The 23,075-nt window shown below is 50.6% G+C and carries 14 protein-coding genes; 8 read left to right on the top strand and 6 right to left on the bottom strand.

Annotation, left to right across the window (positions count from 1 at the left end):
• Positions 1–141: 141 nt before the first annotated feature.
• The 3 genes from ACO0LE_RS03190 to ACO0LE_RS03180 form a co-directional block, all read right to left on the bottom strand.
• Positions 142–1,605, bottom strand: coding sequence for a glutamate synthase subunit beta (locus ACO0LE_RS03190; protein WP_422958958.1), 1,464 nt, complete (start codon positions 1,603–1,605; stop codon positions 142–144).
• A gap of 105 nt (positions 1,606–1,710) precedes the next feature.
• Positions 1,711–6,399, bottom strand: a complete 4,689-nt coding sequence (locus ACO0LE_RS03185; RefSeq protein WP_422958972.1) for a glutamate synthase-related protein — start codon at positions 6,397–6,399, stop codon at positions 1,711–1,713.
• A gap of 167 nt (positions 6,400–6,566) precedes the next feature.
• Entirely contained in the window at positions 6,567–7,268 is a 702-nt protein-coding gene (locus ACO0LE_RS03180; protein WP_422958957.1) for a transposase, read from the bottom strand.
• A 273-nt stretch (positions 7,269–7,541) separates the two neighbouring features.
• Here ACO0LE_RS03180 and ACO0LE_RS03175 point away from each other — a divergent pair, with 273 nt between their 5' ends.
• Positions 7,542–9,698: a carboxy terminal-processing peptidase gene (locus ACO0LE_RS03175; RefSeq protein WP_422958956.1), complete on the top strand. Its 2,157-nt coding sequence runs from the start codon at positions 7,542–7,544 to the stop codon at positions 9,696–9,698.
• A gap of 541 nt (positions 9,699–10,239) precedes the next feature.
• Positions 10,240–11,043, top strand: a complete 804-nt coding sequence (locus tag ACO0LE_RS03170) for a hypothetical protein (RefSeq protein WP_422958955.1) — start codon at positions 10,240–10,242, stop codon at positions 11,041–11,043.
• A 104-nt stretch (positions 11,044–11,147) separates the two neighbouring features.
• Here the strand turns inward: ACO0LE_RS03170 and ACO0LE_RS03165 are convergent, their stop codons facing one another.
• Positions 11,148–12,590, bottom strand: coding sequence for a GAF domain-containing sensor histidine kinase (locus tag ACO0LE_RS03165; protein WP_422958954.1), 1,443 nt, complete (start codon positions 12,588–12,590; stop codon positions 11,148–11,150).
• A 592-nt stretch (positions 12,591–13,182) separates the two neighbouring features.
• Here ACO0LE_RS03165 and ACO0LE_RS03160 point away from each other — a divergent pair.
• The 6 genes from ACO0LE_RS03160 (at position 13,183) to ACO0LE_RS03135 (ending at position 20,306) form a co-directional block, all read left to right on the top strand.
• Positions 13,183–14,493 (top strand): ABC transporter substrate-binding protein, encoded by a 1,311-nt coding sequence (locus ACO0LE_RS03160; RefSeq protein WP_422958953.1) that lies wholly within the window; start codon positions 13,183–13,185, stop codon positions 14,491–14,493.
• Positions 14,494–14,564: 71 nt separating this feature from the next.
• Positions 14,565–15,491: a carbohydrate ABC transporter permease gene (locus tag ACO0LE_RS03155; protein WP_422958952.1), complete on the top strand. Its 927-nt coding sequence runs from the start codon at positions 14,565–14,567 to the stop codon at positions 15,489–15,491.
• 15 nt (positions 15,492–15,506) lie between these two features.
• A complete protein-coding gene (locus ACO0LE_RS03150; protein ID WP_422958951.1) occupies positions 15,507–16,331 on the top strand; it encodes a carbohydrate ABC transporter permease in 825 nt (274 codons plus the stop codon).
• A gap of 126 nt (positions 16,332–16,457) precedes the next feature.
• Entirely contained in the window at positions 16,458–17,813 is a 1,356-nt protein-coding gene (locus tag ACO0LE_RS03145; RefSeq protein WP_422958950.1) for a GH1 family beta-glucosidase, read from the top strand.
• A 43-nt stretch (positions 17,814–17,856) separates the two neighbouring features.
• Positions 17,857–18,936 carry an ABC transporter ATP-binding protein gene (locus ACO0LE_RS03140; protein WP_422958949.1) on the top strand — a complete coding sequence of 360 codons (1,080 nt, stop codon included), beginning with the start codon at positions 17,857–17,859 and terminating at the stop codon, positions 18,934–18,936.
• Positions 18,933–20,306 (top strand): glycoside hydrolase family 30 protein, encoded by a 1,374-nt coding sequence (locus ACO0LE_RS03135; protein WP_422958948.1) that lies wholly within the window; start codon positions 18,933–18,935, stop codon positions 20,304–20,306. Before ACO0LE_RS03140 ends, ACO0LE_RS03135 begins: the two co-directional genes overlap by 4 nt.
• A gap of 241 nt (positions 20,307–20,547) precedes the next feature.
• On the opposite strand, the gene ACO0LE_RS03130 is transcribed toward ACO0LE_RS03135, so the two are convergent.
• Together ACO0LE_RS03130 and ACO0LE_RS03125 are read right to left on the bottom strand one after the other, a co-directional pair.
• On the bottom strand, positions 20,548–21,438 hold the full coding sequence (locus tag ACO0LE_RS03130; protein WP_422958947.1) for a glycoside hydrolase family 16 protein: 891 nt from the start codon (positions 21,436–21,438) through the stop codon (positions 20,548–20,550).
• A gap of 27 nt (positions 21,439–21,465) precedes the next feature.
• Positions 21,466–22,977 carry a tryptophan halogenase family protein gene (locus ACO0LE_RS03125; protein WP_422958971.1) on the bottom strand — a complete coding sequence of 504 codons (1,512 nt, stop codon included), beginning with the start codon at positions 22,975–22,977 and terminating at the stop codon, positions 21,466–21,468.
• Between the last annotated feature and the right edge of the window lie 98 nt (positions 22,978–23,075).

Raw genomic sequence — 23,075 nt, 5'->3', positions numbered from 1 at the left:
AGCCAGCCTCGGCCTGCTTGAGGATGGCGATGATCTGACTGTCGGTGTAACGGGAAGGCTTCATGCAGAACTTTCAAAAATCATATTTAGAAAATTCTACTCATTTCAACGCTTGTTTGCAGGGGGGATTACCACTTCAGCTTAGCGCGGCAATACAGACTCCCCCATTAACGCCATATCCACCTCACGGGCACATTGGCGCCCCTCTCTAATCGCCCATACTACCAAGGACTGGCCACGGCGCATATCGCCTGCTGCGTAGACTTTATCTACATTGGTTTTGTAACAATCGATGCCGTCAGTCGTTGCTCTGGCGTTGCCGCGGATATCCTTTTCTACGCCAAACGCATCCAGTACTTGCTGGACTGGCGAGACGAAACCCATAGCCAGCAAAACAAGATCTGCCTTCATTTCGAATTCTGAACCAGGCACTTCCTGCATTTTGCCGTCTTTCCATTCCACACGAACGGCGATCAGTTTCTCGACTTTGCCGTTCTTACCTTCCAGGCGCTTTGTTGCCACAGCCCAGTCACGCTCACAGCCTTCTTCATGCGAGGATGACGTGCGCATCTTGATTGGCCAGTATGGCCATACCATCGACTTGTTTTCTTGCTCAGGTGGTTGCGGCATCAGTTCAAATTGGGTTACAGATTTAGCGCCATGGCGGTTAGATGTACCAACACAATCCGAACCCGTGTCACCACCGCCAATCACCACAACATGCTTAGCAGTGGCCATGATCTGGTCCTTGACCTTATCCCCGGCATTAACCTTGTTTTGTAATGGCAGGAAATCCATTGCAAAATGCACGCCTTTCAATTCACGGCCTGGCACTGGCAAATCACGCGGTGTTTCGGCACCGCCAGCGATAATGACAGCATCAAAATCCTTTTGCAGTTGCTCTGGTGTGACGGTTTCTTTCGACCAGTTCGTGACCGTCGAAGGAAAATCTTTGCCGACCAGCGTACTGGTACGGAAAACAACTCCCTCTGCTTGCATCTGCTCCACGCGGCGATCGATATGAGACTTTTCCATTTTAAAATCAGGAATACCATAGCGTAGCAAACCACCAGCGCGATCATTTTTTTCAAACACAGTCACGCTGTGTCCGACGCGTGCTAGCTGCTGCGCAGCAGCCAAACCTGCGGGACCAGAACCAACAATCGCGACCTTTTTACCAGTTTTGATCGCAGCAGGTTGCGGTACCACCCATCCGTTTTCCCAGCCTTTATCAATGATGAAATGTTCGATCGACTTGATACCGACTGCATCGCTGTTAATACCCAAAGTGCATGCAGATTCGCAAGGTGCAGGACAGATACGGCCAGTAAATTCAGGAAAATTGTTGGTGGAATGCAGTGTATCTAATGCAAGCTTGTAATTGCCGTGATAAACCAGATCGTTCCAGTCGGGGATAATATTATTGACAGGACAGCCGTTATTACAGAAAGGGATACCGCAGTCCATACATCGTGCACCTTGAATTTTTGCCTGGCCATCATTGAGATGTAGCGAAAATTCTTTGTAATGTTTTTTACGTAATTGTGGTTCTTCGCTTGCCTCTTGCAAACGCTGGTATTCCATAAAACCGGTTACTTTACCCATGTCTATTCCTTCGATTCTGGTGCGGGCCTTGCCCGACTATTCAACAGATTTGCAGGCGCGGGCTTGCGCCCGCGACACTCAACAAATCAACAAACATCTACACGATTAGGCGGCAACTTTCTGCTTGGAGTTCTGTGCTTGTCTGGCAGCGAACATCTCAGCAAGCGCTCGTTTGTATTCTGTCGGAAATACTTTGACGAATTTAGAACGTCCGCGAGCCCAATCGTCCAGTAAATTACGGGCACGTGTGCTACCGGTATGTTTGAAATGCCGCTCAATCAGACCACGTAAAATAGCTTCATCTGTCTCGCCTTCACCACCTCGTACGCGACTGTGCCAGATCGACGGATCAACCGTGGCGACTTGTACATCGCCCGCCATCACCGGCTCCAGTGTGACCATGGACATATTGCATTTGGCTTCAAATTCACCATCAGGATCGTAGACGTAAGCGATACCGCCAGACATGCCCGCAGCAAAGTTACGGCCCGTGTCACCCAATACAATCACGGTACCGCCTGTCATGTATTCACAACCATGATCGCCGGTACCCTCAACGACTGCCAGGGCGCCAGAGTTACGTACCGCAAAGCGCTCACCAGCGACGCCGTTAATGTAGGCTTCACCTGAAATCGCGCCGTACAGTACGGTGTTACCGCAAATAATATTGTCCACTGCCCAGCCGCGGAATTCCGTGTTGGGACGAATGATGATGCGTCCACCGGATAAACCTTTGCCGACATAATCGTTACCCTCACCGACCAGATCCAGAGTGACGCCATGCGCCAGGAAAGCACCGGCAGATTGGCCTGCAGTGCCTTGCAACTGAATATGAATCGTGTCGTCTGGCAAACCCGCATGCCCATAGCGCTTGGCAACCTCACCGGACAACATGGTGCCAACAGTACGGTTCAAGTTCTTGATCGGTGAAATGAACGAAACTTTTTCACCGGTTTCCAACGCTGTTTTTGCCTGTGCAATCAGCTTGTTGTCCAAAGCATTTTCTAAACCGTGATCCTGACCGTCGACGTGTTTAATTGGTGTGCCTGCAGCGACTTCCGGCTGATAAAAAATCCGAGTGAAATCTAAACCTTTCGCTTTCCAATGTGAGATTGCTTTCGATTTATCGAGTAAATCCACACGACCAATCAATTCTTCATAAGTGCGGATACCCAGTTGAGCCATGATCTGACGCACTTCTTCTGCGACAAAGAAGAAATAATTCACGACATATTCTGGCTTGCCGGAGAATTTCGCACGCAGTACCGGATCTTGCGTCGCTACACCAACCGGGCAGGTATTCAAATGACACTTGCGCATCATGATGCAACCTTCGACAACCAGCGGTGCTGTCGCAAAACCAATTTCATCTGCGCCCAGCATTGCTGCAATAGCGACGTCACGGCCTGTTTTCATCTGACCATCAGCCTGCACCCGGACGCGACCGCGCAATCCATTCAGTACCAGAGTCTGCTGTGTCTCAGACAAGCCTAATTCCCACGGCGTGCCAGCATGTTTGACCGATGATAAAGGTGATGCGCCTGTGCCACCGTCATGCCCAGCAATCACCAGATGATCAGCTTTTGCTTTGGACACGCCGGCCGCAACAGTACCGACACCAACTTCGGACACCAGCTTGACGGAGATGGAGGCTTTTGGATTGGCATTTTTTAAATCATGAATCAACTGCGCCAAATCTTCGATCGAGTAAATATCATGATGTGGGGGTGGTGAGATCAAACCTACGCCCGGCACTGAGAAACGCAATTTCGCAATGTATTCTGATACCTTATGACCAGGCAACTGACCGCCCTCACCTGGCTTGGCACCTTGTGCCATCTTGATTTGAATTTGATCGGCAGAGATCAGATACTCTGTCGTCACACCAAAACGACCGGACGCAACCTGCTTAATACGAGAACGCAGGGAGTCGCCATCTTGCAAGGGAATATCGACTTCAATCTGATCTTTACCGATCACCGAGGCGAGAGTTTGTCCCTGTTTAATCGGTATGCCTTTTAGCTCTTGCTGATAACGTGCCGGATCTTCACCACCTTCACCGGTGTTTGACTTACCGCCAATACGGTTCATCGCAATCGCCAGCGTTGCATGAGCTTCGGTACTGATTGAGCCCAAGGACATTGCGCCAGTGGCAAAACGCTTGACGATGTCTTTTGCCGGTTCGACCTGATCAAGTGGAATAGCTTTCACCGGATCAATCTTAAATTCAAACAGACCACGCAAAGTCATATGACGCTTGGACTGGTCGTTGATGATCTGAGCGTATTCTTTATAAGAATTGAAGTTGTTAGCACGCGTCGAATGCTGTAATTTAGCAATCGCATCCGGTGTCCACATGTGGTCTTCACCGCGAATACGGAACGCATATTCTCCGCCTGCATCCAGCGCATTTGCCAGTACTGGGTCACTACCGAATGCCAGCGCGTGCAAACGCAAAGCTTCTTCTGCGACTTCAAACACACCAATGCCTTCAACATTCGATGCGGTACCTTTGAAATATTTGTCCACCAACGATTTATTCAAACCAATGACTTCAAAAATCTGCGCGCCGCAATAGGACATGTAGGTCGAAATACCCATTTTCGACATGACCTTCATGAGGCCTTTGCCAATGGCTTTGGTATAGTTGTAAATCGCCTTCTCTGCAGACAAATCACCTGATAAATCTTTCGCCATATCTGCCAGCGTCTGCATTGCTAGGTAGGGATGAACAGCTTCCGCGCCATAGCCTGCCAGCAAGGCGAAATGATGGGTTTCACGCGCAGAACCTGTTTCGACTACCAGACCTGTCGTGGTGCGCAAGCCTTTAGAAACTAAATGTTGATGAACGGTAGAGGTCGCCAGCAAAGCAGGAATTGCCACATTGCTTTCATCCATCTTACGGTCTGTGATGATCATGATGTTGTGGCCGGATTTGACCGCATCCACGACTTCTGCGCAGATCGATGCTAAGCGAGCTTCAATACCATCTTTACCCCAGACGACCGGGTAGCAAATATCGAGTTCGTAGGATTTAAACTTGCCACCGGTATTCGCACTAATGTTCCGTAATTTGGCTATATCAGAAAAATCTAATACCGGCTGCGATACTTCCAGACGCATCGGCGGATTGATATTGTTCGTATCTAGCAAATTTGGTTTTGGTCCGATGAACGACACCAGCGACATAACCATCGCTTCACGAATGGGATCGATAGGCGGATTCGTTACCTGTGCAAACAACTGCTTAAAGTAGTTGTACAGTGGCTTGAGTTTATTCGACATGACCGCCAGGGACGAGTCATTACCCATGGAACCAATCGCCTCTTCAGCACTAGTCGCCATAGGTGCCATCAGGAATTTTAAATCTTCTTGCGTATAACCAAATGCCTGCTGCTGATCTAGTAAAGTCGCGCTCGATGGCTCTACCGCCTGCTCGGCTTTTAGTGCATTGAGCTTGATACGTACTGATTGTATCCACTGCTTGTATGGCTTGGCATTGGAGTAGGTATCTTTGATTTCTTTATCGTCGATGATGCGGCCGGCATCCAGATCAATCAGGAACATCTTGCCTGGTTGCAGACGCCATTTCTTGATAATTTTTGATTCAGGAATTGGCAAAACACCGGATTCCGACGCCATCACCACCAGATCATCATCAGTCACGATGTAGCGCGCCGGACGCAGACCATTACGATCAAGCGTACCGCCGATCTGACGACCATCGGTAAATGCCATCGCTGCCGGGCCATCCCATGGTTCCATCATCGCCGCGTGGTATTCGTAGAATGCACGACGGTTGTCGTCCATCATAGTGTGATTTTCCCAGGCTTCCGGGATCATCATCATCATTGCTTGAGCAATCGGATAACCCGCCATGACCAAGAGTTCTAGCGCATTATCAAAACTCGCCGTATCAGACTGACCTTCAAAAATTAGCGGATACAGCTTTTGCAGATCATCGCCGAGCACTGCGGACTTCATCACGCCTTCACGCGCACGCATCCAGTTGAAGTTACCTTTGACGGTATTGATCTCACCGTTGTGCGCAATCATGCGGTAAGGGTGAGCCAGCGGCCACTCAGGGAAAGTATTCGTAGAGAAGCGCTGATGCACCAGGGCCAGGGCGGAAACGCAACGCGGATCTTGCAAGTCTTTGTAGTAGACGCCGACCTGATCGGCCAGCAACAAGCCCTTATAGACGATGGTACGCGCAGACATCGACGGCACGAAGTATTCTTTGCCGTGGATCAGCTTCAATGCCTCAATCGCGTGCACAGCCGATTTACGGATGACGTAGAGTTTGCGCTCCAGCGCATCCGTCACCATGATGTCGGCACCGCGACCGATAAATATTTGACGGATGACCGGTTCTTTTTCGCGTACCAGAGGCGACATTGGCATATCGCTATCGACAGGTACATCGCGCCAGCCCAGTACAACCTGGCCTTCGGCACGCACTGCACGTTCAATCTCTTGTTCGCAGGCCAGACGAGAAGCGTGTTCTTTCGGCAGAAAAATCATGCCGACGCCGTACTCACCGGGGGGTGGCAACTCTATGCCCTGCTTGCTCATTTCCTCGCGATAGTATTGATCCGGAATCTGAATCAGCACACCAGCGCCATCGCCCATCAATTTATCAGCACCAACCGCGCCGCGATGATCGAGATTTTTTAAGATCAACAGACCTTGTTCAACAATCGCGTGAGATTTTTTACCTTTGATATGTGCCACAAAGCCCACACCGCAGGCGTCGTGTTCGTTAGCTGGGTCGTACAGGCCTTGCGCATGCATCATGATTCTCCACATTGAAAATAGGGTTGAATCGTAGAATAGTGCAGCGCAATAGAAATCACAACAAGAACATTTAGGGTCAGAGTAGAATTAAATTAACATAAATTTCTAAAAAATTAAAATAGGGACATAGTAAATACAGGCAAATATAAATGCACTTAACGACTTTATACCGCCTTCTCCAGCACCTTTCTTGGCCTGCCACGTTTCATTGGCGCTACCCGACGTTCGGTCAAGCGAACCATTTCTGCCTTGAATGTATCGGAACCAATCAGCCACCCTTTCAACGCCGCATCCATCATGGTGGCAATGTCCGCAACAGCTAATGGTTTTTGCATCATCTCCTTATACGCCGCCTCACGTTGAAATGGCGTATTGCCTAATTGCCAATACAAAGCATGATCCGTCACCAGCGGATCTATTTTTAAGCCGATATGGTGCTGATAACTCGACCATGGATATTCCTGTGCATCAGCGACGACTTTTGTTCTGACCGGATTACTTTCTATCGACAGGCTGCATTTCAAAAAGTAGGTTTCGGCCTCCAGCACGGTCGCTCGATAACGCCCCTGCCATAAGCTACCAGACCGCTGATATTTACGATTAAAATAAGGGACATAGTGACGACCCACCCATTGCATCATCTTCGCAATCCCTGCTTCATCCGATGGTGTAGCAAGCAGATGCAGGTGATCCGGCATCAAAATATACGTATGTATCGCTACCTGAAATGCTTTTGCAGCATCACGTAACCATTGTAAAAAGATGACGTAATCCTCCGTATCCTGAAAGATTCCCTGAGGATGATTGCCTCGCTGGATAATATGATGAAGCTGTTGCGGAATCACGAGACGGCTGAGTCTGGCCATAATAAAAAATCACTTTATTCACAATCGTGAAGGCATTGTAAAACAGTGAAAATAAATCTGGAAACAAAGTGATACAAATACAAAGGAAGACAATGTGATTTCCACTTTATGCTCTGGAACTCAACAAAACTCTGGCTTATCTGAAATAATGCAATCGAACCTTTCTGTATCCTCACAGTCATACAGGAATCAAGGCATATCAATAATGTATAAAATCATTTTGATCATTAACACGGCATGTGACTTTAGTAATATGGAATTGGAGAACGGTAAATGAAGAAAAACCTATTGGGACTGCTGTTTGTCTTTGCAGTCTCCACACATGCGGACACATTAGAGCCCACGTCACCGCAATTGCTATTACCTCAGCAATCACAATCACAGGCTGCAGCGCTGAGCGCACGGTTCCTGACGCGTTTCCACTACAAAGCAACCCCTCTTGACGACGCGATGTCAGAAAAGATTTTTGACCGTTATCTGAAATCGCTGGATCCGGAAAGACTGTTCTTTACTCAAGCTGATATCAATCAATTTTCCAGTGCCCGCACCAAACTTGATGATGCGATTTATCAGGAAGACCTGAATATCCCTTTCGCCATTTTCAATCTCTATGAAAAACGTCTGGTCGATCGTCTCACCTATGCGCGGGATATTTTGAAAAAAGGATTCGACTTTACTAAGCAAGAAAGTTATTCCTACGCTCGGGAAAAAGAACCGTGGCCGCAGTCAGAAGACGAGGTCAAGGATCTCTGGCGTAAGCGGGTCAAGAATGACTGGCTGCGTCTGAAGCTGGCTGGCAAAGACGAGGCCGCGATCAAAGATACGCTGGATAAGCGCTACACCACATCGATCAACCGGGTGCGCAAGTACAAGAGTGACGATGCCTTCCAGGTCTTCATGAATGCCTATGCAACGTCGATTGAACCGCATACCAATTATCTCGGCCCGCGGGCATCCGAAGATTTTGATATCGCGATGAAATTGTCCCTAATCGGCATCGGCGCGGTACTACAAGAACGCGATGATTACACCACCATCCGCGAACTGGTCGCAGGCGGCCCGGCCTCTTTGTCCGGTCAGCTAAAAGTGGGAGATCGTATCGTTGGCGTCGCTCAGGGTAAAAATAGCTCGTTCACTGAAGTCATTGGCTGGCGTATTGATGACGTCGTGAACTTGATACGCGGTACCAAGGATACCGTCGTCACATTAGATATTTTGCCTGCGGATGCCAGCCTTGATGGCAAGCATCAGACAGTGAGCCTGGTCAGAGACAAGATCAAGCTGGAACAACAAGCCGCAAAAAAATCGATTATTCCGGTCAAGAGCGGCACGATCACGCGTCAGATCGGCGTCATTTCATTGCCAACTTTTTACCAGGATTTTGACGCCAAGCGTAAAGGTGAAAAAGACTTCCGCAGCGCCACACGCGACATTTCTCGTTTGCTCGACGAACTTAAAAAAGAAAAAGTCGATAGCGTCCTAATCGACTTGCGTAACAACGGTGGCGGCTCGCTGGCCGAGGCAATCGAATTAACCGGTTTGTTTATCGACAAAGGCCCTGTCGTGCAGCAACGCAATTCCCAGGGGAAAATCAGCGTCGAGAGCGATACCGACGCCGGCGTCGCATGGAATGGTCCTCTCGGCGTCCTGATCAACCGTGGCTCCGCATCCGCCTCCGAGATTTTCGCCGCAGCGATTCAGGATTACGGTCGCGGTGTCATCATCGGCGAACCTAGTTTCGGCAAAGGTACGGTGCAAACTCTGGTCAACCTCGATCAGATGGCGCAAAACAGCAAGCCGAAATATGGCGAACTGAAAATGACCATCGCACAGTTCTTCCGTATCAACGGCGGCACTACGCAATTGCGCGGCGTCACGCCGGATATCAGCTTCCCTAGTCTGACTGATCCTGAGAGCTTTGGGGAATCGAGCTATGACAATGCCCTGCCCTGGACACAGATCAAGGCTGCCGATTACAAACCAACCGGCGACCTGACCGATCTGCTGCCACTGCTGCAAGTACGCTATGAATCACGTACGGCAAAGGATAGAGATTTCCAATATCTGCAAGAGGATATTGCCGAAGTTCAGACACTGCGTAAAAAGAAACTCATTTCTTTAAACGAAGCAGAACGACGCAAAGAAAAAGAAACACAAGAAGCCAAAATCAAACAACGTGAAGCAAGCGAAAATGGCGGAAAGGCACCGACAAAAACCAAGTCTAAATCAGACGATGGTCTACAAGCGAATGAACGCAATTTAGCCGCAGATATCGCCGCAGAGAAGGAGCAAAAAGACGCAAAGGATGTTCTGCTGAATGAAGCTGTTCATATTTTGAGCGACGAAGTGGATTTGCTAAAGACGAATGCCAAATTGGCAGCACGAGTCTTACCTGGCAACGCACTAAACGCGACGCAGAAGCACGACTAATCTGAACTGCCCACCAAGACGTTTTACCAGCCTAACTAAAAGCCTGCGGATCAATATCTGCAGGCTTTTTTTATTGGCATTGCAAACTACAAATCTTGTATGCATGTTCAGAACCACAGAATATTTCTGCTACGATGTTCCTGATATTTTTTGAGACGCCCAAAAAGGGACTTATAAGAATTATTTAATCCATACGTCATTGCGCCACATAGTCCTGCCTGTGTCTTTGTGTCTTTGTGTCTTTGTGTCTTTGTGTCTTTGTGTTGAGAGGCTTTGGTTTTCGCGTAAGTCCTGCAGATGTGTTTTTTTAATTTGGAGGTTTTTAGAAGCTCCCAAAAGAGCGTCCGCAATATTGGTGCGGCTTCTGGCATGAAATGCCTTTGGAGGCCGCATGCAGACTGCGGGTTCAATATTTCAATTCCATTTCAATTGCCCTTAAGTTACCGCTAAGTTAGCGCTGAATTACAATTCAACTACAACTAAATGACCGCTGAATGCGGTGTCAGATTTTAATCGGCACGACCTCTAATCGATATCAATCATGACGACGTTTTTCACATCCGCGACATCAGCAACATCCACCGCTCAGGCAGCCAGATTATTATCTGAACGGCGCCGCACCGGCACTCAGGGCGAGCGGCTGCCAGAATCATGCCGGCCCGGCGATCTGGCGGCTGCGCTGGCGATTCAGGCATTCGTAACAGCCGAACTTGGTGCTACTGTCCGCGCCTGGAAATGCGGCACCCCCTCTGAAGACAAACTAGTAATCGCACCAATTTATACAATCGCCCGGGCAGAGCAAGGTCACTGTCAAGTATGGAACAGGGCGGGTCAAGTACGCATAGAGCCGGAGCTTGCGTTTGTCCTGGCGCAGGACCTGCCAGTGCAGACAGAACCGTACAGCAATGAGGAGATTGACGCCGCTATCGGCTCGGTCCATCTGGCTTTGGAATTAATCGATAGCCGCTACACCTCGCCGGAATCCGTCAGCTTCGCAGAAAATCTGGCTGATGGTTTATTGAATCAAGGTCTGTTCATTGGTCCGCAAATAAGCGCGATGGAATTGAGCGCAATACACGCCGGTACGCGAGAACATTTATGTATTGATGTTCATACAGGAGCTCAGGCAACAAAGCAATTCAAGGGCCGTCATCCCGATGCTGACCCACGGATTCCCTTGTACTGGCTAGTCAATTATTTGCGTAGTCAGGGCCAGGCTTTACTGGCAGGGCAAGCGGTCATTACCGGGTCGTATGCAGGTAGCTTTGAAGTACCGATAGATGCGGAGATCACGATAGGTTTTGGTGAACTTGGAGTGCTTCAAGTGCGGTTTTCTACACGCTAAATTCATGGTTTAACGCCAATCACATCAATCACATTGAAATACTTACGAAATACCTATGAAATTTGAATTAAAAATCAGATGCGGCTGCAAGCAAATCAAATCAATTATGCCGAGATTGGCAAACTGATCGTAAAACAGGTTCCCATCCTAGCTGCGCTCTCTGCATCAATTTTTCCACCCAACAAAGAGGTGACAATATTGTGGGTAATGTGTAAGCCCAGGCCTGAACTTCCAGCCCCCAGCTTGGTCGTGAAGAAAGGATCATAAATATGTTTCAGATCCCCCTCAGGAATACCGACGCCATTATCTTTGATCGATAGCTTTATCCATTTTGGATGCACACTGGCGGTGATCTCAATCACTCGATGATCGCATCCCTCAAACGCATGAATCAGGCAATTGTTGATCAGGTTGATCAGTACTTGTGCCAGAGGGCTGGGATAGCTCTCAATCGTCAATTCTGGCGACAGATTTTGCACCAGCTGCACCGCATTTTTTTCTAGCAATGGCGTCATTGTGCTGACAATGTCTGCGACAAAATCAGCTAATACAAAAGTTGATCGCATGTAATTCGATTCGTCTATCGATACCTGCTTAAAGCTGCTGACCAAATCAGCAGCCCGTTGCAAATTACGCTGCAAAATATCACTGGCCTGTATCGCTTCAGCGAGGTAATGCTCAAGGGAAGATCGCTTCATACCCTGCTCATAGGCATGCGCAAATTCACGGGTTAATTCTGACAATGTACTGGCGACCATCAGACCGTTACCGATAGGTGTATTGAGCTCGTGTGCGACACCAGCCACTAATGCAGCTAGCGCAGCGAGCTTATCCCGTCTGACCAATTCTTCCTGTGTAATGCTCAGATTATGCAGGGCGCTGGCAAGCTCATGATTCGCCTTGCTCAACGCCATATTGCTGACCTCTGCACGCTCTTTTGCTATCGACAGTTCAGCAGTACGCTCGGTCACTAATTCGGTCAGATGGTGACGATGGATTTCTAGCTCTTGCTCACGGCGGGTGCGCTCGATCGCAATCCCGGCAAGATGTGTCGCAACGGCAATCAACGTCATATCGGCAGGACCCGGGCTGCGCACCTCGCGGTAATACATCGCAAAAGTGCCTAGTACCTTATCTTTGTTCAGATAAATCGGTGACGACCAGCAAGCCCGCAAACCGTGTTCAGTAACCAGTTGTTTATAAGGCACCCATAAAGGATCGGTCATGATGTCGCTGACGATGACCATCTCTTTCTGATACATCGCTGTGCCACAAGAACCGACGCCAGGGCCTATCTCAAAGCCGTCGAGGACAGTCATATAGGATTCAGGCAAACTCGGACCGGCACCTTTGCGGATGTGAACACCATCGTTATCCAGCAACAAGACAGAACACAGCACACCATCAGACTGGGCCTCGATCAGCAACATCAACCGTGTCAATGTCTCTCTTAAAGGAGCGCCCTTCGCGATCATCTCCAGCAATTCGTTCTGACCGTTACGTAAATCCTCGGCCAGCTGTATCGCTTTATCCTGTTCGAGAGTCATCATCCGCACCCGTCTACGTTTGCAATGATTTAGTGTAGGCGAAAACTTATCACTTGTACATGTATTCAATCATCGGGACGATGTCATAATCAGTGCAAACATGCGCAGCAAATCTCATATGGCGATCACAAGAACACACGCCATAAGCCAATAAACCAACAAATAAGCAAAAAAATAGAACTGCATATCAGGTGCCACATTGAATCCGCAGGCGGGATGCGGCTTTTAAAGGCAATTGGTAAATTCGTGCCAGCAGGCGCGCCCGGATTGCGGATCAATTTTAAAATTGATCCGGTATCACATCACTTCGTCTTAATTTGCTCTGTTCTTCTATCGCTATATGGTGAAGCGATTTTGATTTTTGCCTGAATCTTTATCAGTGATGCATTCGTAGAGAACACAGGTATTTTTGATTTACGTGTGGGTATCCTTGACATACATAATTGACGGTGATACCTTTATGAAAGCGCTTTCATGACATTGCGTTAAAATAAATAATCCGGGCAATATCACCTGGACATGACGGCATAATCGTCACGGAGACAAGCAGATGCAGTTGATCATCACAAGAATAATGCGAACCACAAAACCCATGACAGCAAAGGTAGCGCCTACCTGGTCCGGCATGGGAAACTGGCTACTGCTCGGCTTGCTGTGCGGGCTATGCGTACAGCCGCATGCACGAGCACAACAGGACGCACTAGCAGATGCCGCAGCACCCAGAGTGCTGACTGTCGCCGCGTATCCTGCGGTGGACGCCATCGTCAGAGCGGCGATTCCTGCCTGGAAAAAACTCCATCCGGATGTCGAAGTCAGGGTCGTCAGCCGTGAGATCATTGACCATCACACTGCGATGACTACCGCTTTATCCACTGCGGGAAACTTGCCTGACGTGATGGCGCTGGAAGTCACTTATGTAGGACGTTTCTCACAAGGTGGCGGTCTCGATGATTTGTCACGCCCGCCATTTGACATCAAACAATACCAATCACAATTCGTTCCGTATGCATGGCAGCAAGCGACCAACCGTCGCGGTCAGGTCATCGCAGTACCGACCGATATTGGTCCGGGCACGCTGTTATACCGCACCGATCTGCTAAGCAAAGCAGGGATCAGCGAAGCAGATCTGACCAAGTCATGGGACGACTATGTCGCAGCCGGTGTCAAAATCAAAGCGGCAACCGGTGCCTATCTGCTGACACATGCACGCGACATGAAAGACATCCTGATACGCACTGGCATACAGCCGGGCGAAGGTCTGTACTTCGACAGCCAGTCGAATGTACTGGTCAGCTCACCGCGTTTTGTCAGAGCCTTTGAACTGGCTCGCGCAGTGCGCCAGCAAAAACTTGATGCCAGAGTGAATGCCTGGTCTATTGATTGGGCCGAGGGGTTTAAACGTGGCAGCATTGCTACGCAGATGTCGGGCGCCTGGCTAGCAGGTCATTTGAATAACTGGCTAGCCCCCGGCACACGCGGCTTGTGGCATGCAGCACAATTGCCAGAAGGTGCATTCGCGGCTTATGGCGGTACTTTTTACGCAATCCCACGGGCAGCAAAAACAGAGAACAAAGCCTTGTCCTGGGACCTGATCAGGTTACTGACGATGAACCGCGCTATGCAATTAAGCGCCTTCAAATCAGCAGATGCGTTTCCCGCTTTAACAGAAACCTTCGATGATCCCTTTTTTGCTCAGCCTATCGAGTTTCTCGGTGGTCAGGCAGCTCGCTTAGGCTGGCTGGCAGCCACCAAAAAAATCAATGCTGTCAGCGTGCACAAACAAGATGCTTTTGCAGATGAGGTCATTAATACAGAATTAGACAAAGTGCTGGAGCGCGGCAAAGACATCAAAACGGCGCTGGCCGATGCGCAACGATTGCTACAGCAACGTGCGCATCGCTGAACCGGCATGGACTCCGCTCTCACTTTGCCCGACTCCGCGACCATATCGCTAACCGACAACGCCCACTGCCTATGAAATTGCCTACCCTGCGCCTGTCGCCCGCTCACATGCCGTATGTATTGCTGAGTCCATTTGTCGTGCTCTTCGTGGTGTTCGGCGTATTTCCACTCGCGTTCTCGCTGTATCTGGCATTTCAGTCATGGGAGCCAACCAGCGGTCTTGGTGCGATGACATTCGTCGGCTGGAGTAATTTCAGTTTTTCGCTGCAAGATGAATGGTTTTGGAAATCCATGAGAAATACCCTGTGGCTGGCGCTGGCCTCAGGCATTCCGCAGCATCTGATTGCGATTCCGCTGGCCTACTTTATCCACTCGTCATTCAAGCGCTTACGTAATGCTGTCACCGGTGCGTATTTCATGCCATATATCACCTCATCAGTTGCTATCGCGATTTTGTTCAGCTCCTTATTTTCGACGGATTACGGCTTGATCAATCTTGGCATCCAGGTGCTGCGAGAGCTGCCTCTGATTGGCTCAATCATGCCGGCGCAGACAGTCGACTGGCTCAATGATCCGGACAACATCAAACCGGCAATCGCCATCATTGTGTTCTGGCGTTATGTGGGCTTTAACCTGGTGCTGTATCTGGCAGCACTACAGACAATTCCGCCGGATTTATATGAAGCAGCGCGCATGGACGGTGCTGGCCGGTGGCAGCAATTCTGGTATATCACGCTGCCCAGCCTGCGGCCTATGATTTTTTTCGGTGTGACTCTGAGCGTTATCGGTGGCCTGCAATTATTCGAAGAGCCGTTCATTCTGACCGGTGGCCGCGGTGGCTCAGATCAGGCGGGTATGACAGAGGCGGTCTACCTCTACCGTATGGCGTTTGACTTCAATGATTTTGGTGCGGCCAGCGCGATGTCGTGGTTGCTGTTTATCGTAGTGGCCTTGCTGACCTGGCTCACCAACCGTGCCTTCCGTCAGCGCAGCGCTTAATTCTCAGAAAACTCTATGAAAACTGAACGCCTCGCCCCTTTTGCTGCGTATTGTATTGTCGGTATCGGGATGCTGATCATGTTAGCGCCCTTCTACTTCATGTTTGTGTTTGCCACACATTCGCGTACGGAGATTTTCAGCCTGCCGCCTCCCATGTTTTTTGGAAACGATTTTTTGAATAATCTGGCGATTCTGACGAAACGCATTCCGTTCTGGCGCAACCTTGGGTGGAGCGTTTATGTCGGACTGGCATCAACTCTGCTAACCCTGCTGTTCTGCTCCATGGGCGGGTATGCGTTTGCGATGTTTGAGTTCCGTTATAAAAAAGCGGTTTTTGGCATTGTGATGGGGACGATGTTGCTCCCTTCTTTCATGAGCATGATCCCGACATTCATGATCATGGATATGCTGGGCTGGATCGATCAGCCTCGGGCACTCTATATCCCCGGTGCTGCCAGCGCATTCGGCATATTTTTAATGCGGCAATTTATCAGCACATCGATCCCGCGTGAACTGATCGAAGCGGCACGCATGGATGGCTGCAGCGAGTCAGGCATCTACTGGCGCATCGTCCTGCCCTTACTCAAACCTGCGCTTGGCACACTGGGGCTGATTAGTTTTATCGCCTCATGGAATAACTTCATCGGCCCGCTGATCGTAATGCGCTCACCCGACATGTACACCCTGCCTTTGGCATTGCGCAGCATTCAGAGTCCGGTAGATACCGAGTGGGGAGCCTTGATGGCTGGTTCGGCAATCGCGACACTGCCTCTGCTTATTTTATTCGTGATGTCCTCGCGTCAGCTGATCTCTGGACTGACCGTCGGTGCGGTCAAGTAACGACAAGCTCTGCCGGAAAATTTTCGCTCGCTATTTAATATACAGACCGTCAGGCGCGTTATTTCACACCACAAAACATACTGCAGCACTACACACCATCACATAACTTTTAACTAGCACCACATTATGAATAACATTGAAACCGCTGACCTGCATGCTACTTTCCCTGACGACTTTGTGTGGGGCGTTGCCACCAGTGCTTATCAGATCGAAGGCGCAGCCGATCAGGATGGCAAAGGTCTCTCGATCTGGGATACCTTTTGTCGCCAGCCGGGCGTGATTGCCGACAACAGCAATGGCGATATCGCCTGTGATCACTATCATCGCTGGGAAGAAGATCTGAATATGATAGCCGGGCTCGGCGTTGACGCGTATCGTTTCTCTGTGTCCTGGCCCCGCGTGCGTCCCGGTGGCTCGGGCGAGTGGAACGAGGCAGGTCTGGCGTTTTATGAACGTCTGGTCGACGGTTTGCTAGCGCGCGGCATCAAGCCTTATCTGACCTTAAATCACTGGGATTTGCCTGACGAATTACAAGCTGGCGGCGGCTGGGCAAATCGCGCTACGGTCGATCGCTTTGTGGAGTATGCACTCGGGATCGCTTACCGTCTGGGTGATAAAGTCGTCTCGATCGCAACACACAACGAACCTTGGGTCGTTGCAGTACTGGGCCACGAAAGCGGCGTATTTGCCCCCGGCATCAAGAATCGCCAGACGGCGATTCAGGTGTCACATCACCTGCTGCTGAGCCACGGTCTTACCTTGCAGGCGCTACGTGAATCCGGTTGTAAAGCCAGCCTCGGTATCGTCCTCAATCTCTCCCCCATGCATGCGGCCAGTGACGCGCCTGCCGATCTGGCGAAAACCCGGCTCGAAGATGGTCGTCTGTTGCGCTGGTATATGGATCCGCTGTTCAAGGGACGTTATCCGCAGGATATTCTCGACGATCTCGGTGATGACGCACCTGTCGTTCACGCTGGTGACATGCGCGCAATTGCGACTGCGATGGATTTTTTAGGGGTCAATTATTATTCCCGCTCCGTGGTCAGTGCAGACAAACCCTGGGATGTGCACAGTAGTGGTCGTGATGTAACCGATATGGGATGGGAAGTCTATCCGGAGGGGCTCACAGAATTGCTGGTACGCCTGCATCGCGATTATCCGGTACCGCCTTTGTATGTCACAGAAAACGGCGGCGCCTTCAAAGACCAGCTACGCGATGGTCGCATCCATGATACGGGACGTACCGACTATATCCAGCGTCATATTGCAGCAATGGCCGACGCCGTGCGGGAAGGTGTCAGGATGGGTGGTTATATGGTCTGGAGTCTGATGGATAATTTCGAGTGGGCATCGGGATACCAAAAACGTTTCGGCATCGTGCATGTTGATTACGACACCCAGATCCGTACGCTCAAGGACAGTGCGCGCTGGTACCGTGATTTTCTGGGACGACAAAAAATCAAGCGTAGTTCAGGTCAATAAAATCAGACGGCGACTCGTATAAAAATAATCAGGAGACAGCAAGATGGGACAAGTTTCACTCAGAGGCATACGCAAAAGTTACGCTCAGACCGAGGTCATCAAAGGTATCGATCTCGATGTAAGAGAAGGTGAATTTCTGGTATTTGTCGGGCCGTCTGGCTGTGGCAAATCGACCACCTTGCGTATGATCGCCGGGCTGGAAAGTATCTCTGAAGGGGAACTTCTGATCGACGGAATACGTGCCAACGATCTGCGTCCCGCCGATCGCGGCGCGGCCATGGTGTTCCAGAGTTATGCACTTTATCCGCATATGACAGTGGCTGACAATATGGGCTTTGCGCTGAAAATGGCTGGCGTCTCCCGCAAAGAGCGCGAACAGCAAGTAGAGCGCACCGCAGAGATTTTACGCATCACAGACCTGCTGGGACGCTTTCCTAAAGATCTGTCGGGAGGGCAGCGTCAGCGTGTCGCCATCGGGCGCGCGATTGTACGCAAACCCAAGGTTTTTTTATTCGATGAGCCGCTGTCGAATCTTGATGCATCGCTGCGTGTGAATATGCGTATTGAGCTATCACGACTGCATAAGGAACTTGGCACCACCATGATCTATGTCACTCATGATCAGGTCGAGGCGATGACTATGGGAGACAGGATTGCCGTTTTCAGTCAGGGCAAGATCGAACAATCAGGGCGGCCGATGGAGTTATATAACAGTCCGGCGAATGAATTTGTCGCGGGCTTTATCGGCTCACCCCGCATCAATTTTATCGAGCGTCCGCGGTCAGGCGTAGCGACCATGCCAACGACAACAGTATCCGCGCATCACATGCTGTGGCACCAGTTGACCAGTCGTATTACCGATAATGCACAGCGGGTCGGCATTCGCCCTGAGCATCTGAGCCTGGCTCCCGCTGGTCAGGGGATTGCGGCGCAGGTCGAGCTGGCAGAACAGTTAGGTGACTCATCGATCATTCATCTGCGCATTGATGGCATGGAGCAGCTGCTGGTTGCCAAAATAGGAAGCGATCATGCTACGCTGGAAGCCGGTCAGATGGTTGGCCTGATCCCTGACCTGACGCGCCGGATGCTGGCGTTTGGCAACGATACTGGTCTGCTGCCATGAGTACTGTCCAACATCGTATTACCGGTACCATGCGCCACTTTCTGACGCGCTATAACCAACGCCCTGGTTTAATCGAACAGGCTGCTCTGACGCTGTCGGCCACAGCCTTACCGGAGGTAGGCGAACTACCGCAATTGCTGGTCAATCGGCAGCGTCGCTTTCAGACGCTAGAAGGATTTGGTGCAGCCTTTACCGAATCTGCTGCGGTAACCTGGCTGGGCTTACCGCCAGCGCAGGCTGAGCAGGTATTGCACGATTACTTTGATCGCCAGCATGGTCATGCCTACCGGCTGTGCCGGGTACATATGAATAGCTGCGATTTTTCACTCGGCAATTATGCGCATGCCGAGGTCGCCGACGATATGGTGCTTGAGCATTTTTCGATTGATCGCGATCGCCAGGCGCTCCTGCCTTTCATCAAAGAAGCTCTGCGTGTTGCAGGAGAGCCGATCAAACTGCTGGTATCGCCATGGAGTCCGCCGGCCTGGATGAAAAGCAATCATGAGATGAATCATGGCGGTAAGTTGTTGCCGCAATATGCGTCAGTATGGGCGCGTTGCTATGTGCGTTTTATACAAGCTTATCAGGCTGAAGGCGTACCCGTATGGGCCGTATCGGTGCAGAACGAACCTCTCGCGACCCAGAGCTGGGATTCATGTATTTATACCGCCGAAGAAGAACGCGATTTTGTGCGCGATCACCTTGGGCCCGAGCTGCAAAAGGCCGGTCTTGGACACATCAAAATAGTGATATGGGATCACAATCGTGACCTGATGGTAGAGCGTGCGAGCGTGATTTATTCCGATCCGGCTGCGGCACAGTATGTATGGGGTTGCGGTTTTCACTGGTACGGTGAAGATCACTTCGACCATGTGCAACTTGTGCATGATGCCTGGCCAGATAAGGCACTATTATTCACCGAAGGTTGTCAGGAGGGCGGGCCACATCATGACTCATGGGCATTAGGCGAACGCTATGCACGCTCCATGATCAATGACCTGAATCGCTGGACCGCAGGCTGGATAGACTGGAATCTGTTACTCGACGACAGCGGCGGCCCCAACCATGTCGGCAATCTGTGCAGTGCACCGATCTTGGCAGACCGCACAACCGGCAATCTGCATCACCAGAGTTCGTACTATTACCTCGGGCATTTTGCCCGCTTTGTACGCGCTGGTGCGCAGCGGGTCTTATGTGCATCGAGCAAACAGGATCTGGAAACCACGGCCTTCGTCAATCCCGATGGCAGTACGGCGATCATTGTGCTGAACCGCACGGATACTGCGATCCGCTTTTGTTTACGCATTGATGAAGGCCGTTGTGTGAGCGAGTTACCGGCGCGTTCCATGGCAACCTATTTGCTGGATTAAGCCTCGTACAGGGGGGAGCCTGTACTAAATAATAGTTATACTCCCCCTGCATTACTATCAATATAGCCTCATACCGCACTGTTTATGTAGGCATTAAAATAATACTAGGAAGTAGTATAGTAATTCTGTAGAGATATCAAGAACTGGAAAATGATCAACGGGCGATACAGGATAGGCTATCCTGTACTGCGCTATGCAGGTCACTGGCTGCGACACTCAGATCCACGATCTGTGCCGCATATTATTTCGACTTCTGATACACACGCACATAATCAATCTCCATCTGTATCGGAAAGACGCTATCGTCAACCGCGCCCCCAAGATCGCCACCGATGGCAATATTGAGTATCAAAAACTGAGGCGCATCGAAAGGCCAGCGCGCCAGACCGGTGTGCGGATTGGCATAGATCAGATGGATTTTGCCATCGACGCCAAAACTAATCTGCTCCCCCGTCCACAACATCTGATACTTGTGAAATGCCGTGCAGGCATCGGGAATCTGTGTATTCGCGCCAGTCCCGTTGGCACCACTACCGGCAGTGGTATGGATGGTGCTGAAGACGTTCGCCGGCTCTTTGCCGATTTGCTCCATGATGTCGAGCTCTCCCATGGCGGGCCAGTCTCCTTTGCTACCCAGCATCCAGATCGCTGGCCAGCTGCCTTTACCACAAGGCAGTTTGGCGCGGATTTCAAAATAACCGTAGGTCCAGTCCTGTTTGTCCTGCGTAGTCAGGCGCGCCGACGTGTAATTCTGACCGCCCCAGTCGGCCTCTCCATTCAACGCCTCTTTGCGTGCGGTGATGAAAAGTTTGCCATCCCGTATCTGCGAATTGTCTGCGCGTGCGCGGCTATAGTATTGCAACTCATGGTTATGCCAGCCTTGTTTGTTCATACCGGTGTCATACGTCCATTTCGTCGTATCCGGCAAACCATTTACTGCAAACTCATCAGACCACACCAGAGTGTACCCGTCAGGCACGGTCAGCGATGTAGTCGCTGTCACCGCTGGCGCCGCCTGGCTATGCGCTTCGCCACCACAACCCGCCAGCAGCATCGTAAATATTACCGGCATGACGGACATGGTGGATAGAGCGGACATACTGCGACGGCGGGCTGTGTGTAGTTGTTTCATTCAAGTCTCCGTGTATGTTTATCGTAATCAAATCCTGCCAGCGGCACAGTGCGCAGCAATAAATTCTGCCTGTACCGGCATCGCCTTGACACATTGCGCGATGACGTTCTCGACATTACGCAGATACGCCACCACGTCCTGCTCCGGTGGCAGATCGGCGAAAGGGTGGTAGCTGCGCGGCACAATCCCCTGCCCGATCATCACCTGCAGCCAGCTCATTTCAGTGAACAGCTCACCTTGCTCAGGATAGATGCGACCATTGCTACTGAATAAATCGATCTTACGCTTCAGCGTATCGGGAACCGACATCGTGCGGCAATAATTCCAGAACGCAGAATCAGTCCGTGCGGTGATTTTGTAATGCAGAATCAGAAAATCACGAATCTGCTCATACTCGACATACGTCTGGCGATTGTATTCAGCAATGTCCTCGTCATCGAATCCGGTGTTCGGAAAAAATTTGACGATGCGTGAAATCGCGGTCTGGATCAGATGAATGCTGGTTGACTCCAGCGGCTCCAGAAATCCGCTGGCAAGCCCGACAGCGACGCAGTTACGGTTCCAGAATTGTTTACGCCGTCCGGTCTGAAAACGCAAATGACGCGGCTCGGCGAGCGCCTTGCCATCAAGATGCTGCATCAGGATCGATGTCGCCTGATCCTGCTCCATAAAACCACTGCTATAGACATGTCCGTTACCGATGCGGTGCTGCAAAGGAATACGCCACTGCCAGCCTGCCGCATGTGCGATGGAGCGTGTCATCGGAATCAGCGGATCAGCCGATGCACACGGCACCGCGATCGCACGGTCACAGGGTAGCCAGTGTGACCAGTCCTCGTACCCTGTATGCAAAGTCTGCTCGATCAGCACGCCGCGCTGACCGGAGCAATCAATGAAAAAATCTCCCGCGATCTTCTCACCGTTTTCCATCACAACGGCGTCGATATAGCCATCCGTCTCATGCTGCAATACCTGCATGATTTTCCCCTCGGTGCGCACCGCACCCAGCTTCTCGGAAAATTGTCGTAGATAACGGGCGTATAAACTGGCATCGAAATGAAACGCATGTACCAGATCATGCAGAGGAGAACCCGCCATATCTGGTCGTGAGCGCATGAATTTGGCTTGACGCGGTGCGGCGGTATTGATCGAATAAGCTTCTAGCGGACTGGCAAGTCCTGATTGCGCCAGGCGTAACCAGAAATGATGAAAAGGCAGCGCATCCGTAGCCTGACCGACGCGGCCAAATCCATGAATATACCGCTGACCCAGCCCGCCCCAGTTGACAAACTCGATACCCAGTTTAAAAGTACCTTGCGTTGCGCGCAAAAATTCATCTTCATCAATCCCCAGCGCACGATTGAATTCATTGATATGCGGAATGGTCGCTTCGCCAACGCCGATAATACCGATTTCGTCTGATTCGACGACGCGGATATGATGCGTAGATCCCAATAATTTGGATAGGGCTGCAGCTGTCATCCAGCCAGCAGTACCGCCACCAACGATGACTATGGTGCGGACAGGTTTGAGGGGCATAGACGATGTGCCTCTATAGGTGAATGGATCAGACTGCACGGACATCGCATCTGACATATTGATGATCAAAGAATCCGCCGTACTGAGTACCTGCGGCC

The sequence above is a fragment of the Undibacterium sp. Xuan67W genome, from assembly GCF_049340165.1.
In the GTDB taxonomy this organism is placed as follows: Bacteria; Pseudomonadota; Gammaproteobacteria; order Burkholderiales; family Burkholderiaceae_D; genus Undibacterium.
Note: the sequence above shows the minus strand (reverse complement) of the source record. Positions and strands in the feature narration are given on the sequence as shown.

Bases quoted from the DNA above. Each gene is read 5' to 3' on its own strand.
- ACO0LE_RS03190 (WP_422958958.1), bottom strand. From the start codon at position 1,605: ATGGGTAAAGTAACCGGTTTTATGGAATACCAGCGTTTGCAAGAGGCA.
- ACO0LE_RS03150 (WP_422958951.1), top strand. From the start codon at position 15,507: ATGAAAACTGAACGCCTCGCCCCTTTTGCTGCGTATTGTATTGTCGGT.
- ACO0LE_RS03170 (WP_422958955.1), top strand. From the start codon at position 10,240: ATGACGACGTTTTTCACATCCGCGACATCAGCAACATCCACCGCTCAG.
- ACO0LE_RS03165 (WP_422958954.1), bottom strand. From the start codon at position 12,590: ATGACTCTCGAACAGGATAAAGCGATACAGCTGGCCGAGGATTTACGT.
- ACO0LE_RS03135 (WP_422958948.1), top strand. From the start codon at position 18,933: ATGAGTACTGTCCAACATCGTATTACCGGTACCATGCGCCACTTTCTG.
- ACO0LE_RS03160 (WP_422958953.1), top strand. From the start codon at position 13,183: ATGACAGCAAAGGTAGCGCCTACCTGGTCCGGCATGGGAAACTGGCTA.
- ACO0LE_RS03125 (WP_422958971.1), bottom strand. From the start codon at position 22,977: ATGCCCCTCAAACCTGTCCGCACCATAGTCATCGTTGGTGGCGGTACT.
- ACO0LE_RS03155 (WP_422958952.1), top strand. From the start codon at position 14,565: ATGAAATTGCCTACCCTGCGCCTGTCGCCCGCTCACATGCCGTATGTA.
- ACO0LE_RS03130 (WP_422958947.1), bottom strand. From the start codon at position 21,438: ATGAAACAACTACACACAGCCCGCCGTCGCAGTATGTCCGCTCTATCC.
- ACO0LE_RS03140 (WP_422958949.1), top strand. From the start codon at position 17,857: ATGGGACAAGTTTCACTCAGAGGCATACGCAAAAGTTACGCTCAGACC.
- ACO0LE_RS03180 (WP_422958957.1), bottom strand. From the start codon at position 7,268: ATGGCCAGACTCAGCCGTCTCGTGATTCCGCAACAGCTTCATCATATT.
- ACO0LE_RS03185 (WP_422958972.1), bottom strand. From the start codon at position 6,399: ATGCATGCGCAAGGCCTGTACGACCCAGCTAACGAACACGACGCCTGC.
- ACO0LE_RS03175 (WP_422958956.1), top strand. From the start codon at position 7,542: ATGAAGAAAAACCTATTGGGACTGCTGTTTGTCTTTGCAGTCTCCACA.
- ACO0LE_RS03145 (WP_422958950.1), top strand. From the start codon at position 16,458: ATGAATAACATTGAAACCGCTGACCTGCATGCTACTTTCCCTGACGAC.